This is a genomic window from Enterococcus malodoratus (assembly GCF_027659535.1).
Classification (GTDB): domain Bacteria; phylum Bacillota; class Bacilli; order Lactobacillales; family Enterococcaceae; genus Enterococcus_A; species Enterococcus_A malodoratus.
Window position 1 is genome coordinate 105,553 of the sequence record NZ_JAQDPG010000001.1, and the last position, 23,478, is coordinate 129,030.

General features: G+C 39.2%; 26 protein-coding genes and 1 riboswitch. Of the genes, 22 read left to right on the forward strand and 4 right to left on the reverse strand.

Going from position 1 to position 23,478, the window contains the following annotated elements; all coding sequences use genetic code 11:
* Positions 1–3 precede the first annotated feature (3 nt).
* The 4 genes from PGP85_RS00540 to PGP85_RS00555 are packed head-to-tail and all read left to right on the forward strand — an operon-like array spanning position 4 to position 4,113.
* Positions 4–1,563: an ABC transporter substrate-binding protein gene (locus tag PGP85_RS00540; protein ID WP_270325524.1), complete on the forward strand. Its 1,560-nt coding sequence runs from the start codon at positions 4–6 to the stop codon at positions 1,561–1,563.
* A 13-nt stretch (positions 1,564–1,576) separates the two neighbouring features.
* Entirely contained in the window at positions 1,577–2,362 is a 786-nt protein-coding gene (locus PGP85_RS00545; protein WP_010741859.1) for an ABC transporter ATP-binding protein, read from the forward strand.
* On the forward strand, positions 2,355–3,158 hold the full coding sequence (locus PGP85_RS00550; RefSeq protein WP_010741860.1) for an ABC transporter ATP-binding protein: 804 nt from the start codon (positions 2,355–2,357) through the stop codon (positions 3,156–3,158). Before PGP85_RS00545 ends, PGP85_RS00550 begins: the two co-directional genes overlap by 8 nt.
* A 19-nt stretch (positions 3,159–3,177) precedes the next feature.
* Positions 3,178–4,113 carry a M14 family metallopeptidase gene (locus PGP85_RS00555; RefSeq protein WP_270325525.1) on the forward strand — a complete coding sequence of 312 codons (936 nt, stop codon included), beginning with the start codon at positions 3,178–3,180 and terminating at the stop codon, positions 4,111–4,113.
* A gap of 555 nt (positions 4,114–4,668) precedes the next feature.
* Here the strand turns inward: PGP85_RS00555 and PGP85_RS00560 are convergent.
* The 4 genes from PGP85_RS00560 to PGP85_RS00575 form a co-directional block, all read right to left on the reverse strand.
* Complete coding sequence (locus tag PGP85_RS00560; protein ID WP_010741862.1) at positions 4,669–4,965, reverse strand: hypothetical protein; 297 nt, start codon at positions 4,963–4,965, stop codon at positions 4,669–4,671.
* Between the two features lie 239 nt (positions 4,966–5,204).
* Entirely contained in the window at positions 5,205–5,705 is a 501-nt protein-coding gene (locus PGP85_RS00565) for a hypothetical protein (RefSeq protein WP_010741863.1), read from the reverse strand.
* A 216-nt stretch (positions 5,706–5,921) separates the two neighbouring features.
* Positions 5,922–6,221, reverse strand: a complete 300-nt coding sequence (locus PGP85_RS00570; RefSeq protein WP_010741864.1) for a hypothetical protein — start codon at positions 6,219–6,221, stop codon at positions 5,922–5,924.
* A gap of 412 nt (positions 6,222–6,633) precedes the next feature.
* Positions 6,634–6,783: a hypothetical protein gene (locus PGP85_RS00575; protein WP_010741865.1), complete on the reverse strand. Its 150-nt coding sequence runs from the start codon at positions 6,781–6,783 to the stop codon at positions 6,634–6,636.
* A 1,028-nt stretch (positions 6,784–7,811) separates the two neighbouring features.
* Between PGP85_RS00575 and PGP85_RS00580 the strand changes: the two genes are divergently transcribed.
* The 18 genes from PGP85_RS00580 to PGP85_RS00665 all read left to right on the forward strand — a co-directional run bounded on the left by PGP85_RS00580 (position 7,812) and on the right by PGP85_RS00665 (position 23,422).
* Complete coding sequence (locus PGP85_RS00580; protein WP_010741866.1) at positions 7,812–8,219, forward strand: DUF4430 domain-containing protein; 408 nt, start codon at positions 7,812–7,814, stop codon at positions 8,217–8,219.
* Positions 8,191–8,763 (forward strand): ECF transporter S component, encoded by a 573-nt coding sequence (locus PGP85_RS00585; protein ID WP_010741867.1) that lies wholly within the window; start codon positions 8,191–8,193, stop codon positions 8,761–8,763. The genes PGP85_RS00580 and PGP85_RS00585 overlap by 29 nt, the downstream gene beginning before the upstream one ends.
* Positions 8,764–8,938: 175 nt before the next feature.
* Complete coding sequence (locus PGP85_RS00590; protein ID WP_010741868.1) at positions 8,939–9,220, forward strand: SemiSWEET transporter; 282 nt, start codon at positions 8,939–8,941, stop codon at positions 9,218–9,220.
* Between the two features lie 461 nt (positions 9,221–9,681).
* The gene (locus tag PGP85_RS00595; RefSeq protein WP_090402421.1) at positions 9,682–10,290 is read left to right on the forward strand and encodes a hypothetical protein; all 609 of its coding nucleotides are present in this window, start codon (positions 9,682–9,684) and stop codon (positions 10,288–10,290) included.
* Between the two features lie 108 nt (positions 10,291–10,398).
* Positions 10,399–11,100 carry a hypothetical protein gene (locus PGP85_RS00600; RefSeq protein ID WP_270325526.1) on the forward strand — a complete coding sequence of 234 codons (702 nt, stop codon included), beginning with the start codon at positions 10,399–10,401 and terminating at the stop codon, positions 11,098–11,100.
* Positions 11,101–11,123: 23 nt separating this feature from the next.
* The gene (locus tag PGP85_RS00605) at positions 11,124–11,714 is read left to right on the forward strand and encodes a DUF805 domain-containing protein (protein ID WP_270325527.1); all 591 of its coding nucleotides are present in this window, start codon (positions 11,124–11,126) and stop codon (positions 11,712–11,714) included.
* 191 nt (positions 11,715–11,905) lie between these two features.
* Complete coding sequence (locus tag PGP85_RS00610) at positions 11,906–12,472, forward strand: hypothetical protein (protein WP_010741872.1); 567 nt, start codon at positions 11,906–11,908, stop codon at positions 12,470–12,472.
* Between the two features lie 311 nt (positions 12,473–12,783).
* Positions 12,784–12,919: riboswitch (FMN riboswitch) on the forward strand.
* Between the two features lie 121 nt (positions 12,920–13,040).
* Entirely contained in the window at positions 13,041–14,096 is a 1,056-nt protein-coding gene (gene ribD, locus PGP85_RS00615) for a bifunctional diaminohydroxyphosphoribosylaminopyrimidine deaminase/5-amino-6-(5-phosphoribosylamino)uracil reductase RibD (protein ID WP_010741873.1), read from the forward strand.
* A gap of 1 nt (position 14,097) precedes the next feature.
* On the forward strand, positions 14,098–14,700 hold the full coding sequence (locus PGP85_RS00620; RefSeq protein ID WP_270325528.1) for a riboflavin synthase: 603 nt from the start codon (positions 14,098–14,100) through the stop codon (positions 14,698–14,700).
* Complete coding sequence (gene ribA, locus PGP85_RS00625) at positions 14,663–15,874, forward strand: GTP cyclohydrolase II (RefSeq protein WP_456298785.1); 1,212 nt, start codon at positions 14,663–14,665, stop codon at positions 15,872–15,874. Before PGP85_RS00620 ends, ribA begins: the two co-directional genes overlap by 38 nt.
* Before the next feature lie 16 nt (positions 15,875–15,890).
* The gene (ribH, locus tag PGP85_RS00630) at positions 15,891–16,352 is read left to right on the forward strand and encodes a 6,7-dimethyl-8-ribityllumazine synthase (RefSeq protein WP_010741876.1); all 462 of its coding nucleotides are present in this window, start codon (positions 15,891–15,893) and stop codon (positions 16,350–16,352) included.
* Between the two features lie 424 nt (positions 16,353–16,776).
* Positions 16,777–17,247, forward strand: a complete 471-nt coding sequence (locus PGP85_RS00635) for a PTS sugar transporter subunit IIB (RefSeq protein ID WP_010741877.1) — start codon at positions 16,777–16,779, stop codon at positions 17,245–17,247.
* A gap of 44 nt (positions 17,248–17,291) precedes the next feature.
* The gene (locus PGP85_RS00640) at positions 17,292–18,083 is read left to right on the forward strand and encodes a PTS mannose/fructose/sorbose/N-acetylgalactosamine transporter subunit IIC (RefSeq protein ID WP_010741878.1); all 792 of its coding nucleotides are present in this window, start codon (positions 17,292–17,294) and stop codon (positions 18,081–18,083) included.
* Positions 18,073–18,909, forward strand: coding sequence for a PTS system mannose/fructose/sorbose family transporter subunit IID (locus tag PGP85_RS00645; protein ID WP_270325530.1), 837 nt, complete (start codon positions 18,073–18,075; stop codon positions 18,907–18,909). Before PGP85_RS00640 ends, PGP85_RS00645 begins: the two co-directional genes overlap by 11 nt.
* Before the next feature lie 26 nt (positions 18,910–18,935).
* Positions 18,936–19,751: a Cof-type HAD-IIB family hydrolase gene (locus tag PGP85_RS00650; protein ID WP_010741880.1), complete on the forward strand. Its 816-nt coding sequence runs from the start codon at positions 18,936–18,938 to the stop codon at positions 19,749–19,751.
* Positions 19,748–21,931, forward strand: a complete 2,184-nt coding sequence (locus PGP85_RS00655; protein ID WP_270325531.1) for a glycoside hydrolase family 31 protein — start codon at positions 19,748–19,750, stop codon at positions 21,929–21,931. Before PGP85_RS00650 ends, PGP85_RS00655 begins: the two co-directional genes overlap by 4 nt.
* Positions 21,932–21,956: 25 nt before the next feature.
* A complete protein-coding gene (locus PGP85_RS00660; protein WP_010741882.1) occupies positions 21,957–22,979 on the forward strand; it encodes a LacI family DNA-binding transcriptional regulator in 1,023 nt (340 codons plus the stop codon).
* A gap of 23 nt (positions 22,980–23,002) precedes the next feature.
* Positions 23,003–23,422, forward strand: a complete 420-nt coding sequence (locus PGP85_RS00665) for a PTS sugar transporter subunit IIA (RefSeq protein WP_270325532.1) — start codon at positions 23,003–23,005, stop codon at positions 23,420–23,422.
* Positions 23,423–23,478 lie beyond the last annotated feature (56 nt).

The window sequence follows — 23,478 nt, forward strand, 5'->3', positions numbered from 1 at the left end:
CAAATGAAAAAAATGGCAACTCGCGGAATTGCAGCAGCATTATTGCTTTTGGTGGTTGGTGGATTGGCCGGCTGCGGAAATGACAAGGAGGCCGCCGAAAGTGACGAAAAAAATCTGACGATCGGCGTAACAAGCTTCGCGGATACTTTAGAGCCGACGGAGCAATATTTTGGCTGGGTCGTTTCGCGCTATGGGGTTGGGGAAAACTTGGTTCGATTTGATAAGGACGGGAAAATCGAACCCTGTTTAGCAGAAGACTGGTCGGTCAGTGATGACGAGTTGACGTGGACCTTCACGCTTCGTAAAGATGTGAAGTTCTCCAATGGCACGAAAATGACCCCTAAAATTGTGAAAGAATCCCTTGAACGGGCATTCAAGCTTAATTCACGGGGAGAAACTTTTTTCAAACCAGAATCAATCGAAGTGAAAGAGAATCAATTAGTGATCAAAACAGAGAAGCCTTCTGCTGTTGTTCCGGGAAGCTTGGCCGATCCGCTCTTCTTGATCGTCGATACGACGGCCGATATGGATTCCTTTGCTAAAGACGGGCCGATTTGTACCGGACCATATGTGGTGAAGAAGTTTAATCCCACCGAAGATTGCGAGTTGGTCAAAAACGAACACTATTGGGATGGTAAAGTCCCGTTGGATAAGGTCACGATGAAATGTATCGATGATCAGGCTACTCGTTCGATGGCGTTGCAAAATGGTGAAATCCAAGCTGCCTATAACTTAAAAACGGAAAATCTAGCCGAGTTCAAGAAACAAAAAGATATCAAGTTTCTAGAACTAGATTCGTTACGTTCAACCTATTCCTTTATGAATCAAAACGGACCGCTAAAAGACTTGAAATTGCGGCAAGCGTTGATTCGCGGATTGGATCGTGAAAGCTATGCAAATAAACTGTTAAAAGGCGGTGCAACACCAGGCAAAGCACCGATCCCGCCGACCTTGGATTTTGGCTTTGATGACTTGAAGGATGAAAATGCCTATGATCCAGCTTCAGCGAAAAAATTATTGGCAGAAGCGGGGTACAAGGATACCGATGACGATGGTTTTGTTGAAATGCCGGACGGCAAACCCTTGGAGCTGGAATTCGTGATCTACACCAGTCGTGAAGAATTAAATATCTATGCGCAGGCAGCACAGGCGAACTTAAAGGATATCGGGATCAATGTCAAATTGAATACAGTCAGCTATGAAACATTATTGGATATGCGGGATTCCGGCAGCTTCGATATGCTGATCTGGAATGTGTTAGTCGCAAATACCGGTGATCCAGAAAATTATTTACGCGAAAATTGGTACAGTAAATCGCCATCGAATCAAGCAGGCTACAAAAATGAACAGGTGGATACGCTGATTGATGAATTGACAATTACGTTCGATGAGAATAAACGCCGTGAGTTAGATATCGAGATCCAGCAATTAATAATGAATGATGCGGCAACGGTCTTCTTTGGTTATGAAACAACCTACCTGTTCCATTCGGATAAGGTAACCGGACTAGAATTGTATCCAATGGACTATTATTGGTTAACAAAAGACGTGAAGTTTAAATAGAGGGTGAGCGCTTATGCTGAAGATCGAACAATTATCCGTTCAATATCAAGGAAATCCACAGCCTACACTGCACGATTTCAATCTGTCCATAGACAAGGGGGGGATTGTTTGTATCGTAGGAGAAAGTGGAAGCGGGAAATCCACCGTATTGAAGACGATTATAGGCGCATTGCCAAAAAAAACACAGATTTCAGGAATGATTCAATTTGAAGAAATGTCACTCTTGCAGCAGTCAGTTTCTGAATGGCAGAAAATGCGTGGTACTGTCTTTTCGATGATTTTTCAAGACAGTACCGCCGCGTTGAATCCTATCCGAAAAATCGGAAAACAATACGAAGAATATATTCGCCAGCATGAATCAGTCAGCTCTGAGGATGCCCGAAAACAAGCGGAAGCGATGCTGAAGAAAATGCAGCTGCGGGATGCTCGCAGTATTATGGACAGCTATCCCCATCAATTGAGCGGCGGAATGTGCCAGCGGATAGGGATAGCGCTGGCGATGACGTTCAATCCTCGTCTGCTTCTGGCCGATGAACCAACCAGTGCGCTGGATGTCGTGACGCAGGAACAAATCGTGGAGCAGCTGCTGCAGGTCAGAGAACAATTTTCTGTATCGGTCCTGCTCGTTACACATAATGTGGCGATGGCGGCACACATGGCAGATCGGTTGATCGTGATGGAAAACGGCAAAATTGTTGATCAGGGTTCTCCATTAGAAGTGATTACTCAGCCGAAAAGTGCCTATACTAAAAAACTGTTAGCCTCAGTTCCCGAACTGAAAGGAGCCGCTTATGTCTGAGTTGATTTTAGATATTCAAGGATTGACCAAAGAATTTATCTTACCAAATAAAGAAACCTTAACAGCCTGTGATCAGCTTTCTTTTACTGCCAAAAAAGGCCAAACAATAGGTATCGTTGGCGAAAGCGGATCGGGAAAATCGACGCTAGTCAATATGCTGATGCTGATGGAAACACCGACTCAAGGTAAGATTCATTATCGAGAAAAAAATATTCTCAATCTAAATCGACGAGAAATCTGGCAGCTGCGACCCAATATCCAGATGGTCTTTCAATCGCCCACCGCCTCGATCAATCCAAAAATGAAAGTCATCGATGTCGTGACCGAGCCGTTGTTTAATTACAAAAGATTGAAAGCAAAGGATAAACGAAAGAAAGCACAGGAGCTGTTGGCGCTAGTCGATCTTTCTGAAGAATATTTGGAACGATATGCGCATCATTTGAGCGGCGGGCAATGTCAGCGCGTGTGTATTGCTCGAGCATTAGCGTTGAATCCAGAAATTTTGATTTGCGATGAAGCGACCTCCGCACTAGATGTGTCCGTACAAAAAAATATTATCGACCTCTTGATAAATTTACAGAAGAAAAATAATATGACAATCCTGTTTGTCAGCCATGACTTGGCGTTGGTCCAGTCCTTTGCCCATGAAATATTGGTGATGCAAAATGGGGTGATCGTGGATCGGCTGTCACAGGAACAGAATCTGAATGCTTCGGAAGTGACGTATACACAATGCTTGCTTAACTCAGTTTATTCGCTATCCAAAGTAAAACAGCGTCTTTTGCTGGAGAACTGACCAAAGGAGAAAATCTATCGTGAAACATTTACTGGAGCAGCAGTCCTCTGCTAGTGCCAAAAATTATTATTTCCAAGTTCGAGGAACAAAGCTAGAACTTCCCGTATCGATCATCAAAGGTAAAGAATCGGGGCCGACAGTATTGATTACCGCAGGCATTCACGGGTCTGAATATCCTGGGATCGAAGCCGCGAAACGATTGATTCAAGAGATAGATCCCGATAGGCTTGTTGGAAATTTGCTGATTTTTCCTTGTATCAATCAACGCGCTTTTTTTGAACGCGCCGCATTCATCAATCCCGCCGATGGAAAAAATCTTAATCGCTGTTTCCCGGGAAATCCGACAGGGACAGAATCAGAAAGACTCGCTTATGCGCTGGAAACAGAGATATTTTATTTGGCGGATTTCTATCTGGATTTTCACAGTGGAGATTTGTCAGAACAACTAGAATCATTTGTCTTTGTGCCCGGCTTTGGTGAGGACTCGGTCATGCAAAAAGCTCGGCAAGCAGCGAATTATTTAAATTTGCCTTTTGGCGTAGCTTCCCAAAGTCGTACAGGCGCATACAATCACGCTTCTATAATAGATGTTCCGTCCTTGTTGATCGAGCGCGGAGGGTATGGCGAACGATGTGCCAAAGATATAGCCGGATTCGTTGACGATGCTAAAAGAATCATGACGCATTTAGGAATGCTGGAGCACTCACTACTAAAGAAGAAAGAGCTGAAATTACTCACCCAAATCTGCTATTTTGATAGCACATTAACAGGTTTATGGACACCTGCTTGCAAAATAGGAAACGTAGTCAAAAAGGGTCAGCTTTTAGGAGTAACAGAAGATTTCTTTGGAAATATTTTGGGAGAATATACTGCTGAACAAGACGGACAGATCTTGTATCAAGTCACAAGCTTGCCGATTGTTAGCGGAGAAGTGCTGATTGCTTATGGATATTAACAAGCTTTACAGGCAACTTGTATTTTATTGCTGATTTAAAAGAAATCATTGATCAAAAAAGCTAGCTTATCACACCGTAAACAAAGAGCTGAATTGAGAAGAATGATGATTTCTAAAACAAAAGGTATACCTATGACCCCTGCGATCAAAAATTGCAGGGGTATTTAACGTCCACTGAACTAGTTCTTGATGAGAGCTACAATCAATCCCATAAAGGCATATCGAATAAACTTACTCAAAGTCGCATCACCTCCCATCCGGAGTAAGAGGGATGACGACTAAATCAAGTTTATCTACGCATATTCAGTTAGAGAAGGCAAAATTTAGTTTTTTAAGTTTTATCAGACTTTATTCAAGAAGGGCCTTCCTTATTCTTGAGGTTTTTATGTATAGAATAAAGGTTTGGCATAACGGAGATTAGTTGAAAAATTGATAGGATGGATGAAGAAATGCGAGCTTAATTAGGGTAGTGAGATGAAAATGTAGATTCACAGTATGGGTGATTATGGAGTGACAAAATAAGCCACACTATGAATGAAATCACGGCAAAAAAACTCAAACAGTGATTAAGAAAATGAAAAGAATCAAAAGGGCATAAATTAGTAGTCCCATTGGATTTCTCGGATTTATGGTTAATCCATATCCTATAGGTCTAGACACAAATAATTTATTCTGTTTCTTTGGATTTAAAATGAGAACAAGCACGGCATTCATAATAAGAACTAAAGCAATGATGAGACCAATGTAGTTTATGCTCATATTTGATAGCAAAGTATTCTTTAAGACGTATAGAATGATAATAATTATTGCAAGTATGGCAAGCGCAACACCAATTACTTTGTCTTTGTTCAATTAAAATTACCTCCAATAGTTGCTCGGTAAAAATTTTTTTGAGAATTTATATCTTTCGGGATGGACTAGAGTGCCTGCAAGTCAATGTGGCCTCCGCCAACGTATGGTTTATGGACTGAATCAATAGATATGGCGGAATTTCTATTGATTTGAGAAGTACAGGTCGTTACTAGAAAACATACGCTTAATACTAAAATGACTTTTATCTTTAGTGGAAGACTTGTTGGGTATTCTATTTTTTATAATCTGCTTCCGTAAGCGTTTGTTTCGAACACTTCTCCTAGAGGGGTTACTCTGTAAAATCCAACTGTGCCAGAGCCTCCTTGCTGAGCTATTTCTAATGAGTGTAGTGAGAATAAGAAATGTGCATCAATTTGCATATAGAAATCTAGTTGCAGATTTGGATTTGAAACTAATGGTTGTGTATCGATAATTCTTTGTTTAGCTTGTTCTGCTGTAGTTACGTAAGTTGTTTCTTGTAGCTGAGCTTCAGTAGGCACTGTCGACGATGCTTGATTAGGGACAGTTGATGCTGTGTCTGAAATTTGTTCAGTAGATTCCACAACGGTGGACGAGCTGGTAGTTGATTCTGGTAATTGAGAGCTTGAAGATGTTGCTGTTACTGTTACAGATGCTTTTGAAGAAGACGTCGAAGTTTTAGTGTGTGCTGATTTTTCTTTTTCACAACCAGATAAAGCTATTAAACTTAAAAGAATGATGCATAAAGTTATTCTTTTCATATAGAGACCTCACTTGAATTTTTAAGTAATAATAACAATAGTTTATGAATTAACAGCAAGGAAATAATAAAATAAAAAGAACAACATAGTGGTGCATTACTAATAAAAAAGGTTTTTCAGGTAAGGTCAATATTGCTGGTTTAGTTGTTTAAAATAACTGGTCATATTAAATCGAATCGAAAAAATACAAGAGAATTTTCTCTTGTATTTTTTGTCTTAGTTAGTAGCGAAATAATTATCAATATGATTCTTTATTTCTTCAAAATCGTTAGTCATAAATAATTTTGCAGGAACTTGAATTATTGGAAGATTATTTTCGTTATCAAAAGGTGTAAATGGGTTAGGGACTACCAAATAATCAACGGAATCCTTATCTCTAATGTAGTTGATGGAGACGTTGTAGTCTTTTGAAAAATAATCTTTCAAATCCTCGTTATTCCTGACACGTGGGTTCGCAAATATTGAACCATAGTTAATTCCTGTGCTGACAGTTAATACAAAGCATATTTTCTTCATAATATATCCCCTTACATATAAGGATATATTTATGAAAACGCTTTGTAAATATAAAATTTACCAACAGATGAAACAGCGTATATTGAGTGCTACCAATGAACTTTTGAATTAAAACAAATAAAAAGGGACAGTCGTCCCTTTTTAAAATCTGTTATTCTTAGAAACCAATGATTTGGCTAAAGTTACTCCTGTAACGATTACACCAACGTAGACTGCAATGATTATCGTCATGATAACGGCCTCCTCTTTTACATTAAGAGTAAAGGAATCAAAAGAAAAAATCAATGGACCTTAGTTACGGATAATTCGGCTAACGGAAGATATCAATGACAAAAAAAATAAGCATCTACCATGATTAACATGTAGATGCTTTCAGTACGAACAGTAATTGTCCATTAGAGATTTACACTCCTTATGCGATTTTTGCTAATTCTTGTACTGCATTTTCAATTGTGGTACCTGTAGCACTTTTGTTTTCGTTGTTTTTGTCGAAAACAATAAATAGATTCAAGTCAGTATCTAAAGTTACTCGGTACTCTAATTTTTTGTTAGTGAATGTCATATAGCATTCTCCTTTCTCATTAGTGACGAAAGGCAACTAAAACGTTCATAACGAAATTCCATTTATTAATATACCACAATTCAAGAAATTCTCCTAATAAGTAGGTCGAGGGTTAATACATAAACTTTATAGACCAGTTGTTGGGAGACTTTAGATGAAACTCAAACCGACTCTTGACGAAGTTCGACTTCGGGAATGATTTTCTATTGTTTAGGTTTTTTTACCCTGAGCGAAATTATATATGATAGTATTTCTTTGTATAGAAGGCGAGTATTGAGTGATGCAAAACTCGAAGAAATTGAATGTTCTGTATATCAAAAAAGATATTGAAAGAACTAGTTGTACTAATGAAGCGATAAGAAAATCAGTAGCAAGGGAATGTATATCGAGTCATGGATGGAAATAAAAAGATTTATATCCGAGGAGTTATTCAAGTAATAGTGTTCATGTTAATTGTTGGGTTACTGCTTTACGGATCTCAAAATTTTTCACTAAAAAATTTCTTATTAGGAACACTAGTCTTTTCATTAGGTGTATGTGTCAGTGTGTATTTAAGGGTGAGTAAACGGTGATCTCTTTACTTCACTAAAGCAAAAAAATGAACGAGATTATTCAAGTCTAGTTATTATTCAAAGGGCAAATATTTTTTATTTATTATTACTTATTTGTGTTATCTAGCCCAATTGTTTGCTGAATGCTTCTGAACCTTTATTTTATTAAGTAAATCTGTTATTTTGAATATAGATAAAGACGCTTTCTGCGAGGTTTAGAGTTATGAAATAGAAGATGAACAATACTATTTAACTTGAAAGTTGTGGTTTATCTAAAACTGAATAGTTCAATCGGCGGTTAGGAAAAAGGTGAAATTCCTTTACAGTCCCTTTCTACTGTAATGCATGAGGCAAAGTCAGACACTAGCGTTGATTGATTCGAACAAGCAATATCAGGGTCGTTTGTTTCAATATTTATTCAGACACCCATGATTTTGGGTGTCTTTTTAGTTAATAAAGTTAAAGGGGATAAGGATAATGAAGAAAAGAAATTTAGTTTTTGCGGGATTAGTGAGTTTGATGTTATTTGGCGGATGTTCATCAGATCAAGCAGATTCGACAGATAGTTCGTCTGCCAAAGAGACAGTTTCAAGTACGAAAAAAAATGAGCTTCACTCAAGTATCACGTTATTAGATGGTGACAAGGAGCTGTCGAAAAAGGAGATCACGTTTAAAGAAGGACAAAATTTATTTGATGCACTAAAGGATAACTACACTATTGAGGATGATGATGGAATGATCACCTCGATCGATGGTCATGCTCAAGATGCCAAAAATAAGAAGTATTGGGTCTTTACAATAAACGATGAGCAAGTGAACGCTGGGGCAAAAGATGTCGTGTTGAAGAAGGACGATCGTGTGGTGTTCAAACTTGAACAATTCTAGATCAATCTATTCCATCTTTTCATTAGGGGTAAAAGAATTAAGTCTGTTGTCGATGATGGTCGCTTTATGTGTCGTCAGTCGAACGTTCTTCCAATTTATTGTGAATGTGCAGCCTGTTACGGCGATATTATTGATTATCACGATCTATTGGGGCGCCTATCAGGGATTATTAGTCAGTATTCTATCCATTCTGATTACAAACTTTTATATGGGGATGGGTGTTTGGACCATCGCCCAAGTCGCGACCTATTTTCTACTTATTTCACTGACCGGATTGTTAAAAAAAATTCCGAAATTTAAACAGAGTATCCTGATCCAGGCGGTCTATGCAGGGATCACAGGCTTGCTATTTGGATTTTTGATATCAGCGATTCAAGCACCATTTTTGGGTATCTCAGCATTTTTGCCTTATTATTTGGCAGGTATCCCTGTAGATGTAATGCACGCCGTTGGAAATGTTGTGTTCTATCTATTATTGACGCCTGTTTTGAAAAAATTATTAACAGAGACGATACGAAAGTGGCGCAGAGCAAGCAATGGATAAACAGTTTATAAGTTCAAAGCTTGTCTGCGTGAGAAAATGATTTACAAATAGTCGGCCTTTTTAATGAATTATCATGAATCCATTTTTAAGTTGATTTTCTATACCTTTTTCTATAATTTCGAATGATAAAATTAGCTTAGAAAATTCCGGATAATTGCTGAAAAGGTGGGAAACGATGATAGGAAGTATTGCAGGATTATTAACAACGATTGCCTTTGTCCCTCAAGTAATCAAGATATTGAAAACAAAGGATACGCGATCAATCGCATTTGAAACATGTCTCTTACAAGTTGCAGGTGTCTTTTTGTGGATCATTCATGGTTTAGTGCAGTCAGATACCGCGATTATCATGGCTAATGTCGTAACACTGTGCTTAACCAGTATCATCCTAGTTTGCAAACTGCTGTCCAGAAAACACGGTGTGGAAGTTGAGGCTGATGTTTTGAAGGATAAGTGAAATAGCAGAAATAGTGATAGTTTTTAGGGTGAAATTTCAATCATTTCTAACCCCCCTTCGATTATATTATCGAAGGGGGTTTTTATCTGTGTTGAAACATATTTGCTTATCCAAAGGCCATGGCGAAAAATTCCAATAAAAACAATATTCCGGAGAGTGAATTTGGTAAACACAAACAAAAATATCTATTTATAGAATTTATTCACTTTTTTTATATTTTAAACTTAAATTTTTGTTCTTTTTTACGTTAGAATATGATATTTTAAAGTGATTGAAGAATTTCTATCAAAAAGTATTTGTTCTTATAGAGAGTCAAAAAGAAGAAACTTATGAGGTATTCTGAAAAATGTTAAGGGTTTTGTTTGGATATGGTGAACATAAATAAGTGATTAATATTGGATAATCCCATTAAGTCATTGATTTTGTTAGATAGTGAAAAATAAAAGTGTTAGGAGAAGAAAATGAAAAAATGGATTGTGTTGGTATTGTTGGTAGGAATTTTGTCAGGTTGCGGGTCGGGTGGAGCGAAAGAAACAAGTGAAACAAAAAAACAGACAGAAACAGCCTCTACAACTGCGGCATCGAGCTCTAAAAAGGCGACATCAAGTTCTGAAAAGAAACTCAAGTTGACAGATGTTGATTTTCAAGTTGAAGGAACAGCCTACAAAATGAAAATTTTGGATAAGTGGGAGATCCTTGAAGACGAAGAATTCTCATTTAGCGCAGGTAATGAAGATGAGGCGGACGGTGTAATGGTTTATGGCATAAAAAAGACAGATGTCAATGATATTGAGATATTAAAAAATTCTTTGAGAGATGAATATGTTGCAATGGATGATTTTCAAATAAAAGAGGAAACGATCAAAGAAGAAGCGTATCAAACTTCACATTATACCGGTGAGTTGCATAGTTTTGTTGGTGTAGCTGAGGGAGCGAATGCCGAACTTCGTTTCTATGTATTAGAGACGGAGACAGATTATGTCGTTGTTAACTTCTTTGGTCTGCCGTCATTCTTTGATAGAAACGAGGAACTTGTCACTGAGATGATGAATTCTTTTGTGGCTGTATAAGTAGAATGCGCATGAAGCTTGGATATACATATTCGAGTTTCATGCGTTATGTGTATACAAGACATGATTGTTGCACTCTGATAAAAGCAATGCAAAGGTGGTTTCTAAATGAAGAAATACTTATTCCCCCTCTTAATTTTATTTGCTATTTTAAGCGGCTGTTCAACAAAGTCCCCATCAATGATAACTCATGTAGATCAAAGCGATGGTCGGTTTGATTACATCACAGGAGAAGCACTGTCTGATATAAAAGGCGTTGTTTCTGTCAGAGAGGATGGGTTTAGAGATCAAGTTTCGATAAAAGGGAAAAAATTTGATCTTGCTATTCCGTCAGAAATTAGTGATAAAAAACTGAGACTCAAAGTTGCTTTAAAAAACGGACAAAAAACAATTCTTGAAATTAAGCTGCCGAAGAGAGCAGTAATTGATTCATACGATAATTTCGCTGATCGAATGAACGGGACTATGAATGACCTAGATGAAAATACTGAAACGAGGTTTCCTCTCACTACAAATGATGGCACTTTTATTGCTGATGACGAGAATGAAGTGCAAACCTGGATTCATGTTCGAGATAGTAAATTGGTCGGATTAAGTATGACCGCTGGAGCGGAAGCAGAGGAAGAACTAGCAGCGATTATTGTCTCTTTTATTTTAAGTTATGAGGTCAATAACGATAAGGTATATGAAGCGTTCAATAATTTTTTAGATTCTGGAAAAACAACCACGGTCATTGCTAGTGGGTATAAATTTAAATTTGATCATGGCGATAACAGAGTAACTATCGATATAATCAAATCAGTTGATTAAAGTGAACGATTAAAGGAGTTCTTGTGTTGATAAAGATTAATAAGGATATTTGTTATGTAAGTTTTCCTGCAGCAATTAAGCAATTCTTTACTGGTTATTTCGATTTTAAAGGCAGAACAACTAGAGCGGGGTATTGGTGGGTTATGGTAGGTTTTTTAATCCTCTCACTTCTTTCGATTCCTGTTCTCGTTTATCAATTTGTAAGTATGACAAGCATGCTCCTTCAGGGTATAGATGATGAACAGGCTCTGGATTACGGAACGAATAATTTGATGATGTTGATGATGGTCGCACTGGTCATATATTTATTAATCTTTTTTATTCCAAGCATGGCCTTGTTTACTAGACGATGCCGAGATGTTGGCTTTAGGGGACGAGGTGTTTTAGTGTTGTGGATCGTGTCTTTAGTATCAACGATATTTGCTTCAATGGGATTTTTTCTTTATATATTTCTTATTTATTTCTCTTATCAATCGGGGGCAGATATTCTTTTTGTGTATTTAAATTATATTATCGGAGTCTTCTTCTTCATTTTGACCGTACTCCCATCCGATTTCTTAACTACTAAATCTAAAAGTAAAATTGTCCGGTTCTTTTTTAGAGTAAAAATGTAGATATAACTGTACGAAGGAAACATACTTAGAAATATCTCCAGAATATAATGATCATTTCGTGGAGCATGAGCTAGGCGGAAATTTGTTCCAGTTGAAGGTTTTTATTAGTTAAGAAACTTTTGACAGGATGGTGTTAGACCAAACCATTGATGAAGCGGGAGCTATTATGAATAACCTATAAAGGAGAAAATATGATAAAGAAGTTAGTTGTATTGGGATTATTATTGTTGGTAGGTGACGGGTGTGCGACTGAAGATTCGGGAGCTACTGAAGAAACCCAGAAATCTCAAATGGTACAAGAAAGTAAACGGAAAATAGAAAAAAGAGAAGTAGTGGATGTGGTGGCAGAAAATGGGGAGATTTTCCATTATACGTTGCCAAAGGGCTGGGAAAAAAGAGTAGATGAAAAGTCTGATTTCTTTGCCAGCTCGAGCAAAGAAGGGGTGAATATTTTTATAAGTGATCATGGAGATTTTGAAAACTTTATGGCTTACCAAAATGCATTTATTAAAGGCATTGAATCTTTAGGAGATAACATGGTTGAGCAAGGAAACACGGTGGGAAAGGCGGGTATGTCAGGTGTTGAATTTGTGGTTGAAATGGATAGAGAAGGACAAAAATTCAAGACATTGATGTATGTTTTAGAAACGGAAAAGAATTACTTGGAAATCCATGCATCGACACATCGTAGTCGTTTCGATGGTAACCGAGAAGTACTTAAGGAAGCGGCTGACTCGCTTGAAAGAGCAGAAAAATAAGTGTTTTTTGTTATTAAAAGTCCTTACGCATTAGATATAGTGACACCAAAAAAGAGCGCTCAAAGCATTAATCTGCTTTGAGCGTTTTTAAAATAAAAAAGGTTACATTAGTTCATTGTTTATTTTTCGGACAACAGCACTGCTTAGCCCTATAGCTTCGGGTACTTGCGGATTTTTCAGCAAATTTTCGAGAGTTTTGTGGGAATAATCGTTCAGGAAAAATTTAAAAAGCGTGGTATACGATTGTTATTTTAAAAATTCTTCTGTTGACGCCTCAAAAAAAGAATAGTAGTATTTTTGGTGAATTGAATAGTAATCTTCGGGGCAGGGTGTAATTCCCGACCGACGGTGACAAGGCGTGCCTTGAAGTCCGTGACCCGCATATTTGCGGTTGATCCAGTGAGAATCTGGAACCGACAGTTAAAGTCTGGATGGGAGAAGAAAAACTTATCAGGAAATGGATGGGGAAAGTGTACACTTTTTTTGTCATCATTTCTTTGAGTTTGTCTGTTACGGCCTCGTGTATGTGCTTACACGGGGTCTTTTTGTTTGGAAAGGAGGAGATTGGATGCATGAAAAGTACATGGAGCTCGCGATTGATGAGGCGCTGAAGGGAAAGGGTAAAAATTTTACCAATCCATTAGTTGGCGCAGTCATTGTAAACGATAATCAGGTCATTGCAAGAGGCGGACATCTAGCTTATGGAGAGCCTCATGCAGAGAAAAATGCGATCCATTCATGTAAAACTCCCGAAAAACTATTCAACTCAACGATCTATGTGACACTGGAACCGTGTAATCATTATGGGAAACAACCGCCTTGTACGCAGGCCATTTTACAAAGCGGAATCAAACGGGTGGTGATCGGCCAGCTCGATCCGAATCCTTTAGTTGCTGGCAAAGGCAAACAGTTTTTGGAGGATCATGGAATCGAGGTGATCACCGGGATTTTGGAAAAAAAGGTCCAAAAATTGAACGGACACTATAATTTTTATTATGAGCATCAGCGTCCTTTTATTACGTTGAAACAGGCGATTTCGCTTGATGGGAAAATTGCTTTGGCCGGTCAAAGAACGGCTTTAACTGGAGCGGAAGCATCGGAAAAAGTTCATGAAGAACGCGGCGATTATCAAGCGATTTTGATTGGGAGCAACACAGCGCTGATCGATAACCCATCGCTGGGAACAACGAAATCCACCGCCTTTCCGCCTTATCGAATAATTTTAGACCGAAAAGGAGAGACTCTGAGTCATAAAGAACTGACTATTTTTCATGACGGAAGCAGTCCGGTGCTGATTTTTACTGAGAACATGCAAAAAGCTGATGTGCCGAAGCATGTAGAGGTTATCTGTGAAAAAGCGCTAACAATTCCCGTGGTTGTCTCGGAATTATTTAGTCGGACGATCCAATCTGTTTATGTTGAAGGGGGAGCGAAGATTCACGATGCTTTCCTGGCTAGCGGTTATTGGGATGAGCTGATTACCTATTTGACGCCGAAAATTATTGGCGGTGATGGGACTGCGAGTTTTACTAGCTCGCGGAGGACAGAGCAGGTGACGGCGATAAAAACTATTGCGATTGAAACCTTTGGCGAGGATCTAAGAATCACGGGAAGGAGAGGATAGAATGTTTACGGGACTCATTCAAGAAACCGGAAAAATTACCCGGCTCGTTTCTAGCGGCCGAACGATTTTACTGACTTGCCAGGCCTCAAGCGATTTATTGGTGGATTACAAAGTGGGAGATAGTATGGCGATCAATGGGGTTTGTCTGACGGCTGTGAAAAAAACGGAGCAAACATTTACCGTTGAGATCATGCCGGAAACTTATCAGCGAACGACCTTTTCCAAAGCGAAAATCGCTGACGAGGTAAACCTTGAACGTGCTTTAGCTTTCAACGGCCGCATAGAAGGGCACTTTGTCGCAGGGCATGCGGATACGACGACTAGATTGGCAGAAAAAAGAGTATTGGAGAATGCATTGATTCTGACCTTTGACTACCCGCAGGAGTTGGTGGGCGAGATCATTCCTCACGGCTCCATCGCGATCAATGGTGTCAGTTTGACTGTGACAGGAGCAAACGCGCGCCGTTTCTCAGTTGGTTTGATTCCTCATTCGAAGGATCAGACCAATCTAGGGAAATTGAATCGTGGCGAGTTAGTAAATATCGAGACGGATTTGTTAGGTAAATATGTCAAAGCCCAAAGAAAGGAACAGCCTTATGAGTAAAAATAGTATAGATGCAGCAATCGAACACTTACGAAAAGGACAGCTGGTGATCGTAGCAGACGATGATGATCGGGAAGCCGAAGGGGATTTAGTCGGGATCGCGAACGTAGCGACCACGGCCACGGTGAATTTCATGACGAAGCACGCCAGAGGACTGATCTGCGCACCGATTTCCGAAAAGGTTGCCCAGCACCTGCAGCTTTCTGAGATGGTCGAAAGAAATACGGACAGCTTTGGCACAGCTTTTACTGTAAGTGTGGATCATCGTTCAACGACGACAGGAATTTCGGCAGGTGAACGCGCGCAGACGATTCAGGCATTGGCAGATCCGCAGACACAGGGGGCGGATTTCAACAAACCTGGACACATTTTTCCGCTGATCGGAAAAGCTGGTGGAGTATTGGAGAGAAGGGGACACACCGAAGCAGCTCTAGATTTGGCCAAATTGACCAATCAAAGTGAAGCCGCCTATATTTGTGAAATTTTAAATGACGACGGCTCAATGGCGCGGCGTCCGCAATTGGAAGAATTAGCGGAGCAGTGGGAAATGCCGCTGATCACGGTCGAAGAGCTGGCGAATTATTTTACGGAACAAGACCCAATTACCGTTCAATTACCGACAGAATACGGCGAATTCGAATTGACATTGTTTGAGGATTCGCAGCAACGAGAGCACTTGGTTCTTTCAAAAGGCGATATATCAAATCCAGCACAACCGTTGTTGGTACGTATTCATTCAGAATGCCTGACCGGCGATATTTTTGGCTCACATCGCTGTGATTGCGGCGAGCAGCTCCATGAAGCGCTGCGTTTAATCGAAGCAGAAGGAACTGGCGCTGTTTTATATTTGCGTCAAGAAGGCCGAGGCATTGGACTGAAAAACAAGCTGCGGGCTTATCAGCTTCAAGAACAGGGCCTGGATACCGTTGAAGCAAATGTTGCGCTTGGTTTTGAACCAGACGAACGCGAGTACCAATTTGCTTCAGAAATTCTATCGTCCTTCGGCATCAAGGACATCCGCTTATTGACGAATAATCCGGAAAAAATGAAGGAATTAGAAGCAAACGGCATCCATGTAAGTCAAAGAGTTCCCTTGGAAGTAGCCCCAGTCAAAGAAAATGTTAACTACCTAAAAACTAAGAAGGAAAAGTTTCATCACCTATTATCGATCTAAGAAAGGGAGAATTAAAATGCCACAATTTGAAGGAACATTTGAAGGTCAAGGAATCAAGGTTGGAATCGTTGTTGCCCGCTTCAATGAGTTCATTACCTCCAAACTTTTGAGCGGAGCGGTGGATAATTTGCTACGGCATGGAGTGCGAGAAGAAGATATCGATGTTTATTGGGTACCAGGCGCATTTGAGATTCCATTTATCACCAAAAAGCTAGTCAAATCCGATAAATACAGCGGCCTAATCACACTAGGCGCAGTCATCCGAGGCGCCACCACCCACTACGAACTTGTCAGCAATGAAGTCGCTAAAGGAGTCGCTCACATCGGTTTAGATTCAGAGATTCCCGTCATGTTTGGCGTCTTAACCACTGAAACGATTGAACAAGCCATCGAACGAGCAGGAACCAAGGCTGGAAATAAAGGTTCGGAAGCCGCACAAGGGCTGATTGAGATGGTTTCGTTGAATAGTGTTGTTTGATAGAGATTTTCACTTAAAAAATGACTACAAAACCTGCGATCGTTTAAATCGCAGGTTTTTTATTAAAGCAATCTTGTCGAACACCCCCATAAATCATGATAAAATCAACGATCAATTTCATGTTAGATTATTTCGGAGCATAATATCAAACTATCGGGCGAGGCGTATTGATTTATTATATGTACGAATGAAGTTTTACGTTAAACTTCATTGAAAAAATTTTTATTCTGATGATTATCTTAGAAATTACTAATTATCCACTCCTACGTTAGTTCAAGCAAACAAGAAAGTTTGATTTATCAAGGGTTTTTGGTGTTTATAAAGGAAATAAACATTTTTCTTGATAAAAGGGCTTTCATGTTTTATAATGACCTTGTAAGTTAGTTTAACGTTAAACCAAAAAACTATTAAAGGAGAGATTTTTATGCCGATTGCAGTTGCTCGAATTGACCAAAGAATGATTCACGGAATTGTAGTAAATCAATGGTTCGCTCATGTGCAGCCGAAAAGGTACATGGTGGTGGATGATTTAGTAAGTCAGGACGAAGTGCAAAAAGCCGCGATGCGTTTGTCAAAGCCTACCGGAACAGGGATGAGTATTATTGATACGAAAAAGGCCATTCATAATTTTAAAAATGGAAATTATGATAACCAAAAAGTCTTTTTGATTGTCAAGCAGCCAGAAACATTGATCAAGTTTTTAGAGGCAGGAATTGAGATTCCTCGGGTTGATTTAGGAATCATGTTTGATGCTGACGGAAAAGAGAAAATTTCTAAGTTCATTTCTCTTACTGAACAGGAGAAAAAGGATCTTGAGCGAATTCAAAACTTGGGTGTCCCGGTCTATATTAAGTATGTACCTGATGACCAAGATGAGCCTTATAGTACAAAATAAAAAATGATAACGCTTTATGTGAGCGGATAAAGAGAGGGATAACGATGCCAGATTTATTACAAAATATTTTAATTATCTTATTGGCGGTAATCATGACGTTGGATGTACAAGGGATCGCGGTAATGACAGGGTTTCCAGCAATTATAGGTTTATTTGCCGGGTTAATAATGGGCGATATGCAAACTGCAATGGTTATAGCTGGTACGTTTCAATTAATGAATTTAGGTGTTGCTGGTTTGGGCGGCTCTTCTGTTCCAGATTATGGGCTGGCAACTATTATTGGAACTTTTGTAGCTGTTCGAGCAGGAGTTGGAACGGGGACAGCGTTAGCAGTGGGGTTGCCAGTCGGCATGTTGGCTATTCAATTAGATGTTTTAGTAAAAATGGTCAATACTGCCTTTGCAATGAAAGCGAAGGAAGCCGCGAATGCCGGACACTTTAAAAAAATGAATTTATGGTTATGTGTCGGACCGATGTGTTTTGCTCTAAAACAAATTATACCGACGACAATTATGGTTTTCTTTGGAACAGATGCCGTTGAACTTATTTTAAAAGTAATTCCAAAATGGATGACAGAAGGGTTGAATATTGCTGGGGGAATGCTGCCGGTAGTTGGTGTTGCTTTGTTGCTCCACTATATGCCAGCTAAAAAGTACTTAACTTTTTTAGTTGCCGGATTCGTGTTTTCTGCCTATTTGAATCTGCCGGTTTTGGCAATTGGTTTGTTAGGCTTTAGCGCCGCATACTTTATCTTTAATGTTGAAATGAACAAAGCCGCAACAGTGACAAGCGGAACAATCAATACTCAAGTGGAGGGTGACGATTATGATGAATAATGCAGTAGAAGGCAAGCGACCGAATGAACCAATCTTGACCAAAAAGGATCGTCACAAGGCGGCGTTGCGCTATATGTTTATGGGGGTAAATAATTTTAATTATGAAACGCAACAGGGTCCAGCAGTGGTCTTTTCATTGAACAAAGCTTTACGAAAAATCTATTCGGATGATCAAGAATACATTGAATCGTTGAATAACCATTTTAAATACTTTAATACGACGACTGCCATGGCTAATATCATTCTCGGTGCTAGCTTGGCAATCGAGGAGCGAGACGGCGGTAAGTCAATTGAATCGGTGAAATCACTGAAAACGTCATTGATGGGGCCGTTTGCAGGGGTTGGCGATACGTTGATTTGGATCTTGATACCCACGATTTTGGGTTCGATTTCTGGTTATATGGCCTTAGAGGGAAATCCAGTCGGAGCAGTCATGTGGCTTGTTTTCAATCTTATCTTTGCCTTTGTGAAGCTAAAGCTTTGGGATTTAGGCTACTCATCGGGGGTCAAGCTTGTGACCACTTTAGGTGAAAAATTGACTATTTTTACTGAAGCTGCCTCTGTTATGGGATTAACCGTAGTAGGAGCGTTAATTTCTACCGCAGTAAAAGTCCAAACTGGTCTGACTTTTAAAACAGGTGCTGTAAAATTGCCGCTTCAGTCAGATGTTTTGGATAAAATCATGCCCGCGTTATTACCAGTATTGCTGACGATCGTTGTCTATAAATTAATTGGCAGTAAAAGATGGACGACTACCAGAATTATTGTTTTGCTAATTGTCATTTCAATGGTTGGTGCATTTTTCGGAATATTAAAACCGATGTAAAAAAATCAACTAAAGGACTGAATAAAATGAGTGAAATCCAATTAATTGTGATTGATCTAGATGGTACCTTATTAAATGCACAAAAAGAAATAACTGCAAGGAACATAGAAGCCATTCGACAGTCCTCTGCTAAAGGGATAAAAATCGCGATTGCTTCTGGGAGACTTTATCCTGACATTGTTCGACTATTCAATCGGGAACTGCAGGTTTCAGGGTACAAAATTTGTTTGAATGGTTCGTACATTTTAAATGAAGAAAATCAAGTGATCTCAAAAACTAGGATCGAGCGATCATTGCTGAATAAAATTTTCGAGATCGCCTACAACAACGAAGTCAGCCTCTTTTGTAACGGTCTGATATACAGTGTCAATTTTGCCGGTATAGATTCGGATGAAAGTGTACTTAATGGTCGTACTCTATGGGTGAAAGACAGCGACGAATTTAATCAAAAATTAGATGAGATGGCTTTAAATATATATAAGTTTGGCCTTCACTCGACAAATTTGGATCGACTAAAAGAAGCTGTAGAAGACCTCCGAGCTTTAGGAATTTCAATGGTACGAACAGAGACTTATTTTTTTGAAGGTGCCAATCAAGGCATCAATAAGTTCGAGGGAATTAAACAGGTTGCTCAATCATTAGGAATTTCTACTAAAAATATCCTGGCGATCGGTGATCAAGAAAATGATTTCGAAATGATTAGAAATGTAGGATTTGGTGTTGCTATGGGAAATGCTATTCCCGCCATCAAGTCTGTTGCGAAATATATAACAAATACAAATGAGAGAGACGGAGTAGCGCAAATCATTCATGATTTGATACTCAAGGAGGATGACGCATGAACATTGTCCAAGGAGCGTATTATCGCTTTACAGTGATTACAAATAAATTATGTCGCGTAGAATATTCAAAAACGGGGAAATTTGAAGATCGGCCGACGCAGTTTGTTCAGGAACGGGATTTTGGAGAAGTTGATTACACCGTTAAGGAAAATAATGGGGGACATCTCGTTGAAATTATAACGGATTCATTTCACCTGTATTATGATGGGGGAGATTTCTCGGCATCCAGCTTATACATCGATGCAAAGTATAATTATGGCACCTATTTTTCAAGGTGGCATTTTGGCGAAAGTGATAAAAAAAATCTGCTTGGAACGGTTGAAACACTAGATGGCATTGATGGGGAGGTTCCGTTAGAGCCGGGGATTCAAAGTAAAGATGGTTTTAGTTACATTGATGATACGGGGTCATTTGTTCTATTGGAGGATGAATTTATTCCAAGGAATCCACAAGAAGTCGACGGATACTACTTTGCTTATGGACATGATTATCGCAAAGCATTGAAGGATTTTTATCGTTTATCTGGGAAAACGCCTATGATTCCGCGCTATGCGTTAGGAAACTGGTGGAGTCGTTACTATAAATACACCCAGGAAAGCTACTTGCAATTAATGGATCGGTTTGAAGCGGAGCAGATCCCAATCAGTGTTTCGGTAATTGATATGGATTGGCATAAAACGGATATTCCTGAACGTTTTGGTTCTGCTTGGACAGGGTATTCTTGGAATAGAGAGCTGTTTCCAGATCCTGTGAAATTATTTGAGGAGCTCCATTCTAGGGGAAAGCATGTCACGTTGAATGTACACCCAGCAGCTGGAATCAGAGCATTTGAAGATAGTTATCCTGCGGTTGCCGAACGGCTGCAGCTTGATCAAACCGCTGAAGAGCCGGCAATCTTTGATTTCAGTAATCCTGTATTTAGAGAGAGTTACTTTGAAGATGTTCATCATCCAATTGAAGAACAGGGTGCAGATTTTTGGTGGGTAGATTGGCAGCAAGGAGATAGTCGTGACAAGTCGAAGGTAGAGCCATTATGGGCGTTAAATCACTATCATTTTCTGGATAACAGCAAACGAAATCATGGCGACGGATTATTACTTTCTCGTTATGCAGGACCGGGTTCACATCGCTATCCATTAGGTTTTTCGGGAGATACTCAAATAACTTGGGCATCGTTAGCTTTTCAGCCATATTTTACTGCGACAGCAACGAATATTGGGTATACTTGGTGGAGTCATGATATTGGCGGTCACTACAAAGGTTCCTACGATGCACAATTGTCGTTACGATGGTTACAGTTCGGAGTTTTTAGTCCAATCAATCGTTTGCATAGTTACGATAATCCTTTTGTTGGAAAAGAACCATGGAGTTTTCCTATCCAGATCGAACGAGCCATGAGCAATTTCTTGCGCCTTCGTGGAAAACTGATTCCTTACTTGGATACAGCAAATTATCATACGAGTTTCTCTGGTCAAGCACTGATCGAACCAATGTATTATCAATATCCTGATGAACGAGAAGCTTATGAGTTTTCTAATCAATATCTTTTCGGCAGCGAGATGTTTGTTGCACCGATTACAACGCCGACAATAGAAGATATTGGCATGAGTACGGAAAATGTCTGGCTGCCTGAAGGAGTTTGGTATGATTTCTTTAGCGGTCTAAGGTATCAAGGCGGAACGAAAATCAAAGTGTGCCGAGATATCGATTCGATCCCCGTATTTGTCAAAGCCGGAGGGATCGTTCCATTAAATGAGAACTATATGGAAGACCCAAGCAAGCTGCCAGAAACAATTAGTGTTCAGGTTTTTCCTGGAAAAGACAACTGTTACTCTATGTTTGAACATGTAGGAGAACATATTGCAGAAACAATTTTTGAATATAATGAAAAAAGTAGACAGTTAACCTATACTGTAAATGATCCAGAAAACATTCTTCCAGAGAACAGAGAAATAAAAACGATCATTCATAATGTTGAAGAAAACCAAAATGAGTTGGTTAAGGCGGAGATTATGAGACGGTTGCAATTTACTAAAATGAGTTTCACAGCGAAAAAAGAGGTTTTCCGTTTTCTTCCGACAGCTTTCGCCAATCCGCAAAAATTCTCAAGTTATATTGAAACAATCGAGCATTCTGCAATTCGAACAATGCTGGCGGAGATGAGCTATCTAATCGAATAATGGAAAGTTTAGAAAGGTTGATGAAATGAAAGTAACGATCAAAAAAATAGCTGAAGAAGCCGGCGTATCAGTTACGACCGTTTCAAATGTAATAAACAATCGCTCGCATCGAGTCAGCAAGGAGAAACTTGCGCTGATTAACTCGATCATAAAAAAATACAATTACACGCCGAATCAAAATGCTCGGTCGCTCGTTAAAGCTCCAAGCAAGCTAATTGGACTGATCTATTATTCCAAACGTCATAGTCGGAATATTGTGAACCCCTTTGTATCTGAAATTCTTTCAGGTGTTGAATATGAGGCGAAAGAACAAGATTATTTCGTGCTCTTTCACAATGTTCAAAAAGCTGAGGATTTAATCAAAATTCAAACAAACTGGAAATTCGCAGGGTTTGTCATCGTCGGTGTGCCTTCTGGAATGTTTAAGGAAATCGATCAATTATTAGAGGTTCCTGTGGTGTACATTGATACTGTATTGGACGCACCAGACTTGCGAACCGCTTTATCAAATCCGAATACGATGTTTGTCAACACAGAGGATTCTGAACTAGAGGCTATTGCAACGAGGCATTTGATTGAGAAAGGACACAAAAAAATCGGGTTTGTTTCTCGAGGATTTGATGAACAGGAACCGAGTGTCAATGAGCAGCGGTATGCTGGATACAAAAAGGCGATGCTGGAAAATGGTTTGACAGAGCTGTCAAAAATTGAGCGTTCACAAAAGGTTCATTTTGAAGACTTTTTATCAGAGTTAAACGAGTTGACTGCGGTCGTCGTCACGGAAGATTTTCTTGCGATTGAGTTGATTAAATTTTTGAAAGATCATCAGTTGATGTTATCTGTAGTAGGAATCGATGATATTGAGTTCGCCTCGTTGGTAGAACCACCTTTAACAACGATTCGAATTGACCATGCGGAAAAAGGGTCGATTGCGATCAATAAATTGATTGCTAATATTTCTGAAACGTTCGCGGGGCAATTCACAAGTGTGAACGGAGAATTAATTGTTCGAGAATCGGTTAAGGACATCTCCGAATCAATCGATTAAAGCTGCGAGAAATAGGAGGAAATATGAGAAAAATTATTTTAGCAAGTCATTTGAATTTTGCCAAAGGCTTAGAAGAAACGGTAAAGTTTATTATGCTGAATACAACTGAGATCATCACGATTACGGCATATACAGAAAACATTCCAGTAGAAGAAGAAATTGCGGAGCATCTAGCAGATTTAACGACTGATGATGAGGCAATAATTTTCACGGATCTACTTGGAGGGTCAGTTAACCAAGCCTTTGTCCCATATTTATCCAAACCACATATCCATGTAATTACAGGAATGAATTTGCCGGTCATTATGACTGTTTTACTGGGATTGACCGATGATTATGCGGATCAAGCATACTTTGAAAAGGCCGTTACAGAAGGTCGCGAGCAAATACTGTATGTAAATTCTTACCTATCAGAGCAGATGCTCGATGAAGAAGACGAGTAAACTATAAAAAGCTCTAGAAATGACGTGAAAACAGTCATTTCTAGAGCTTTTTTCTG

What these genes read in the sequence shown, in the direction of transcription:
- PGP85_RS00580 (WP_010741866.1), top strand. Translation starts at nt 7,812, where the DNA reads ATGAAGAAAAGAAATTTAGTTTTTGCGGGATTAGTGAGTTTGATGTTA.
- PGP85_RS00575 (WP_010741865.1), bottom strand. Translation starts at nt 6,783, where the DNA reads ATGACATTCACTAACAAAAAATTAGAGTACCGAGTAACTTTAGATACT.
- ribD (WP_010741873.1), top strand. Translation starts at nt 13,041, where the DNA reads ATGCATGAAAAGTACATGGAGCTCGCGATTGATGAGGCGCTGAAGGGA.
- PGP85_RS00590 (WP_010741868.1), top strand. Translation starts at nt 8,939, where the DNA reads ATGATAGGAAGTATTGCAGGATTATTAACAACGATTGCCTTTGTCCCT.
- PGP85_RS00665 (WP_270325532.1), top strand. Translation starts at nt 23,003, where the DNA reads ATGAGAAAAATTATTTTAGCAAGTCATTTGAATTTTGCCAAAGGCTTA.
- ribA (WP_456298785.1), top strand. Translation starts at nt 14,663, where the DNA reads ATGTCAAAGCCCAAAGAAAGGAACAGCCTTATGAGTAAAAATAGTATA.
- PGP85_RS00635 (WP_010741877.1), top strand. Translation starts at nt 16,777, where the DNA reads ATGCCGATTGCAGTTGCTCGAATTGACCAAAGAATGATTCACGGAATT.
- PGP85_RS00640 (WP_010741878.1), top strand. Translation starts at nt 17,292, where the DNA reads ATGCCAGATTTATTACAAAATATTTTAATTATCTTATTGGCGGTAATC.
- PGP85_RS00600 (WP_270325526.1), top strand. Translation starts at nt 10,399, where the DNA reads ATGAAGAAATACTTATTCCCCCTCTTAATTTTATTTGCTATTTTAAGC.
- PGP85_RS00550 (WP_010741860.1), top strand. Translation starts at nt 2,355, where the DNA reads ATGTCTGAGTTGATTTTAGATATTCAAGGATTGACCAAAGAATTTATC.
- PGP85_RS00595 (WP_090402421.1), top strand. Translation starts at nt 9,682, where the DNA reads ATGAAAAAATGGATTGTGTTGGTATTGTTGGTAGGAATTTTGTCAGGT.
- PGP85_RS00655 (WP_270325531.1), top strand. Translation starts at nt 19,748, where the DNA reads ATGAACATTGTCCAAGGAGCGTATTATCGCTTTACAGTGATTACAAAT.
- PGP85_RS00565 (WP_010741863.1), bottom strand. Translation starts at nt 5,705, where the DNA reads ATGAAAAGAATAACTTTATGCATCATTCTTTTAAGTTTAATAGCTTTA.
- PGP85_RS00650 (WP_010741880.1), top strand. Translation starts at nt 18,936, where the DNA reads ATGAGTGAAATCCAATTAATTGTGATTGATCTAGATGGTACCTTATTA.
- PGP85_RS00540 (WP_270325524.1), top strand. Translation starts at nt 4, where the DNA reads ATGAAAAAAATGGCAACTCGCGGAATTGCAGCAGCATTATTGCTTTTG.
- PGP85_RS00645 (WP_270325530.1), top strand. Translation starts at nt 18,073, where the DNA reads ATGATGAATAATGCAGTAGAAGGCAAGCGACCGAATGAACCAATCTTG.
- PGP85_RS00545 (WP_010741859.1), top strand. Translation starts at nt 1,577, where the DNA reads ATGCTGAAGATCGAACAATTATCCGTTCAATATCAAGGAAATCCACAG.
- PGP85_RS00620 (WP_270325528.1), top strand. Translation starts at nt 14,098, where the DNA reads ATGTTTACGGGACTCATTCAAGAAACCGGAAAAATTACCCGGCTCGTT.
- ribH (WP_010741876.1), top strand. Translation starts at nt 15,891, where the DNA reads ATGCCACAATTTGAAGGAACATTTGAAGGTCAAGGAATCAAGGTTGGA.
- PGP85_RS00660 (WP_010741882.1), top strand. Translation starts at nt 21,957, where the DNA reads ATGAAAGTAACGATCAAAAAAATAGCTGAAGAAGCCGGCGTATCAGTT.
- PGP85_RS00570 (WP_010741864.1), bottom strand. Translation starts at nt 6,221, where the DNA reads ATGAAGAAAATATGCTTTGTATTAACTGTCAGCACAGGAATTAACTAT.
- PGP85_RS00610 (WP_010741872.1), top strand. Translation starts at nt 11,906, where the DNA reads ATGATAAAGAAGTTAGTTGTATTGGGATTATTATTGTTGGTAGGTGAC.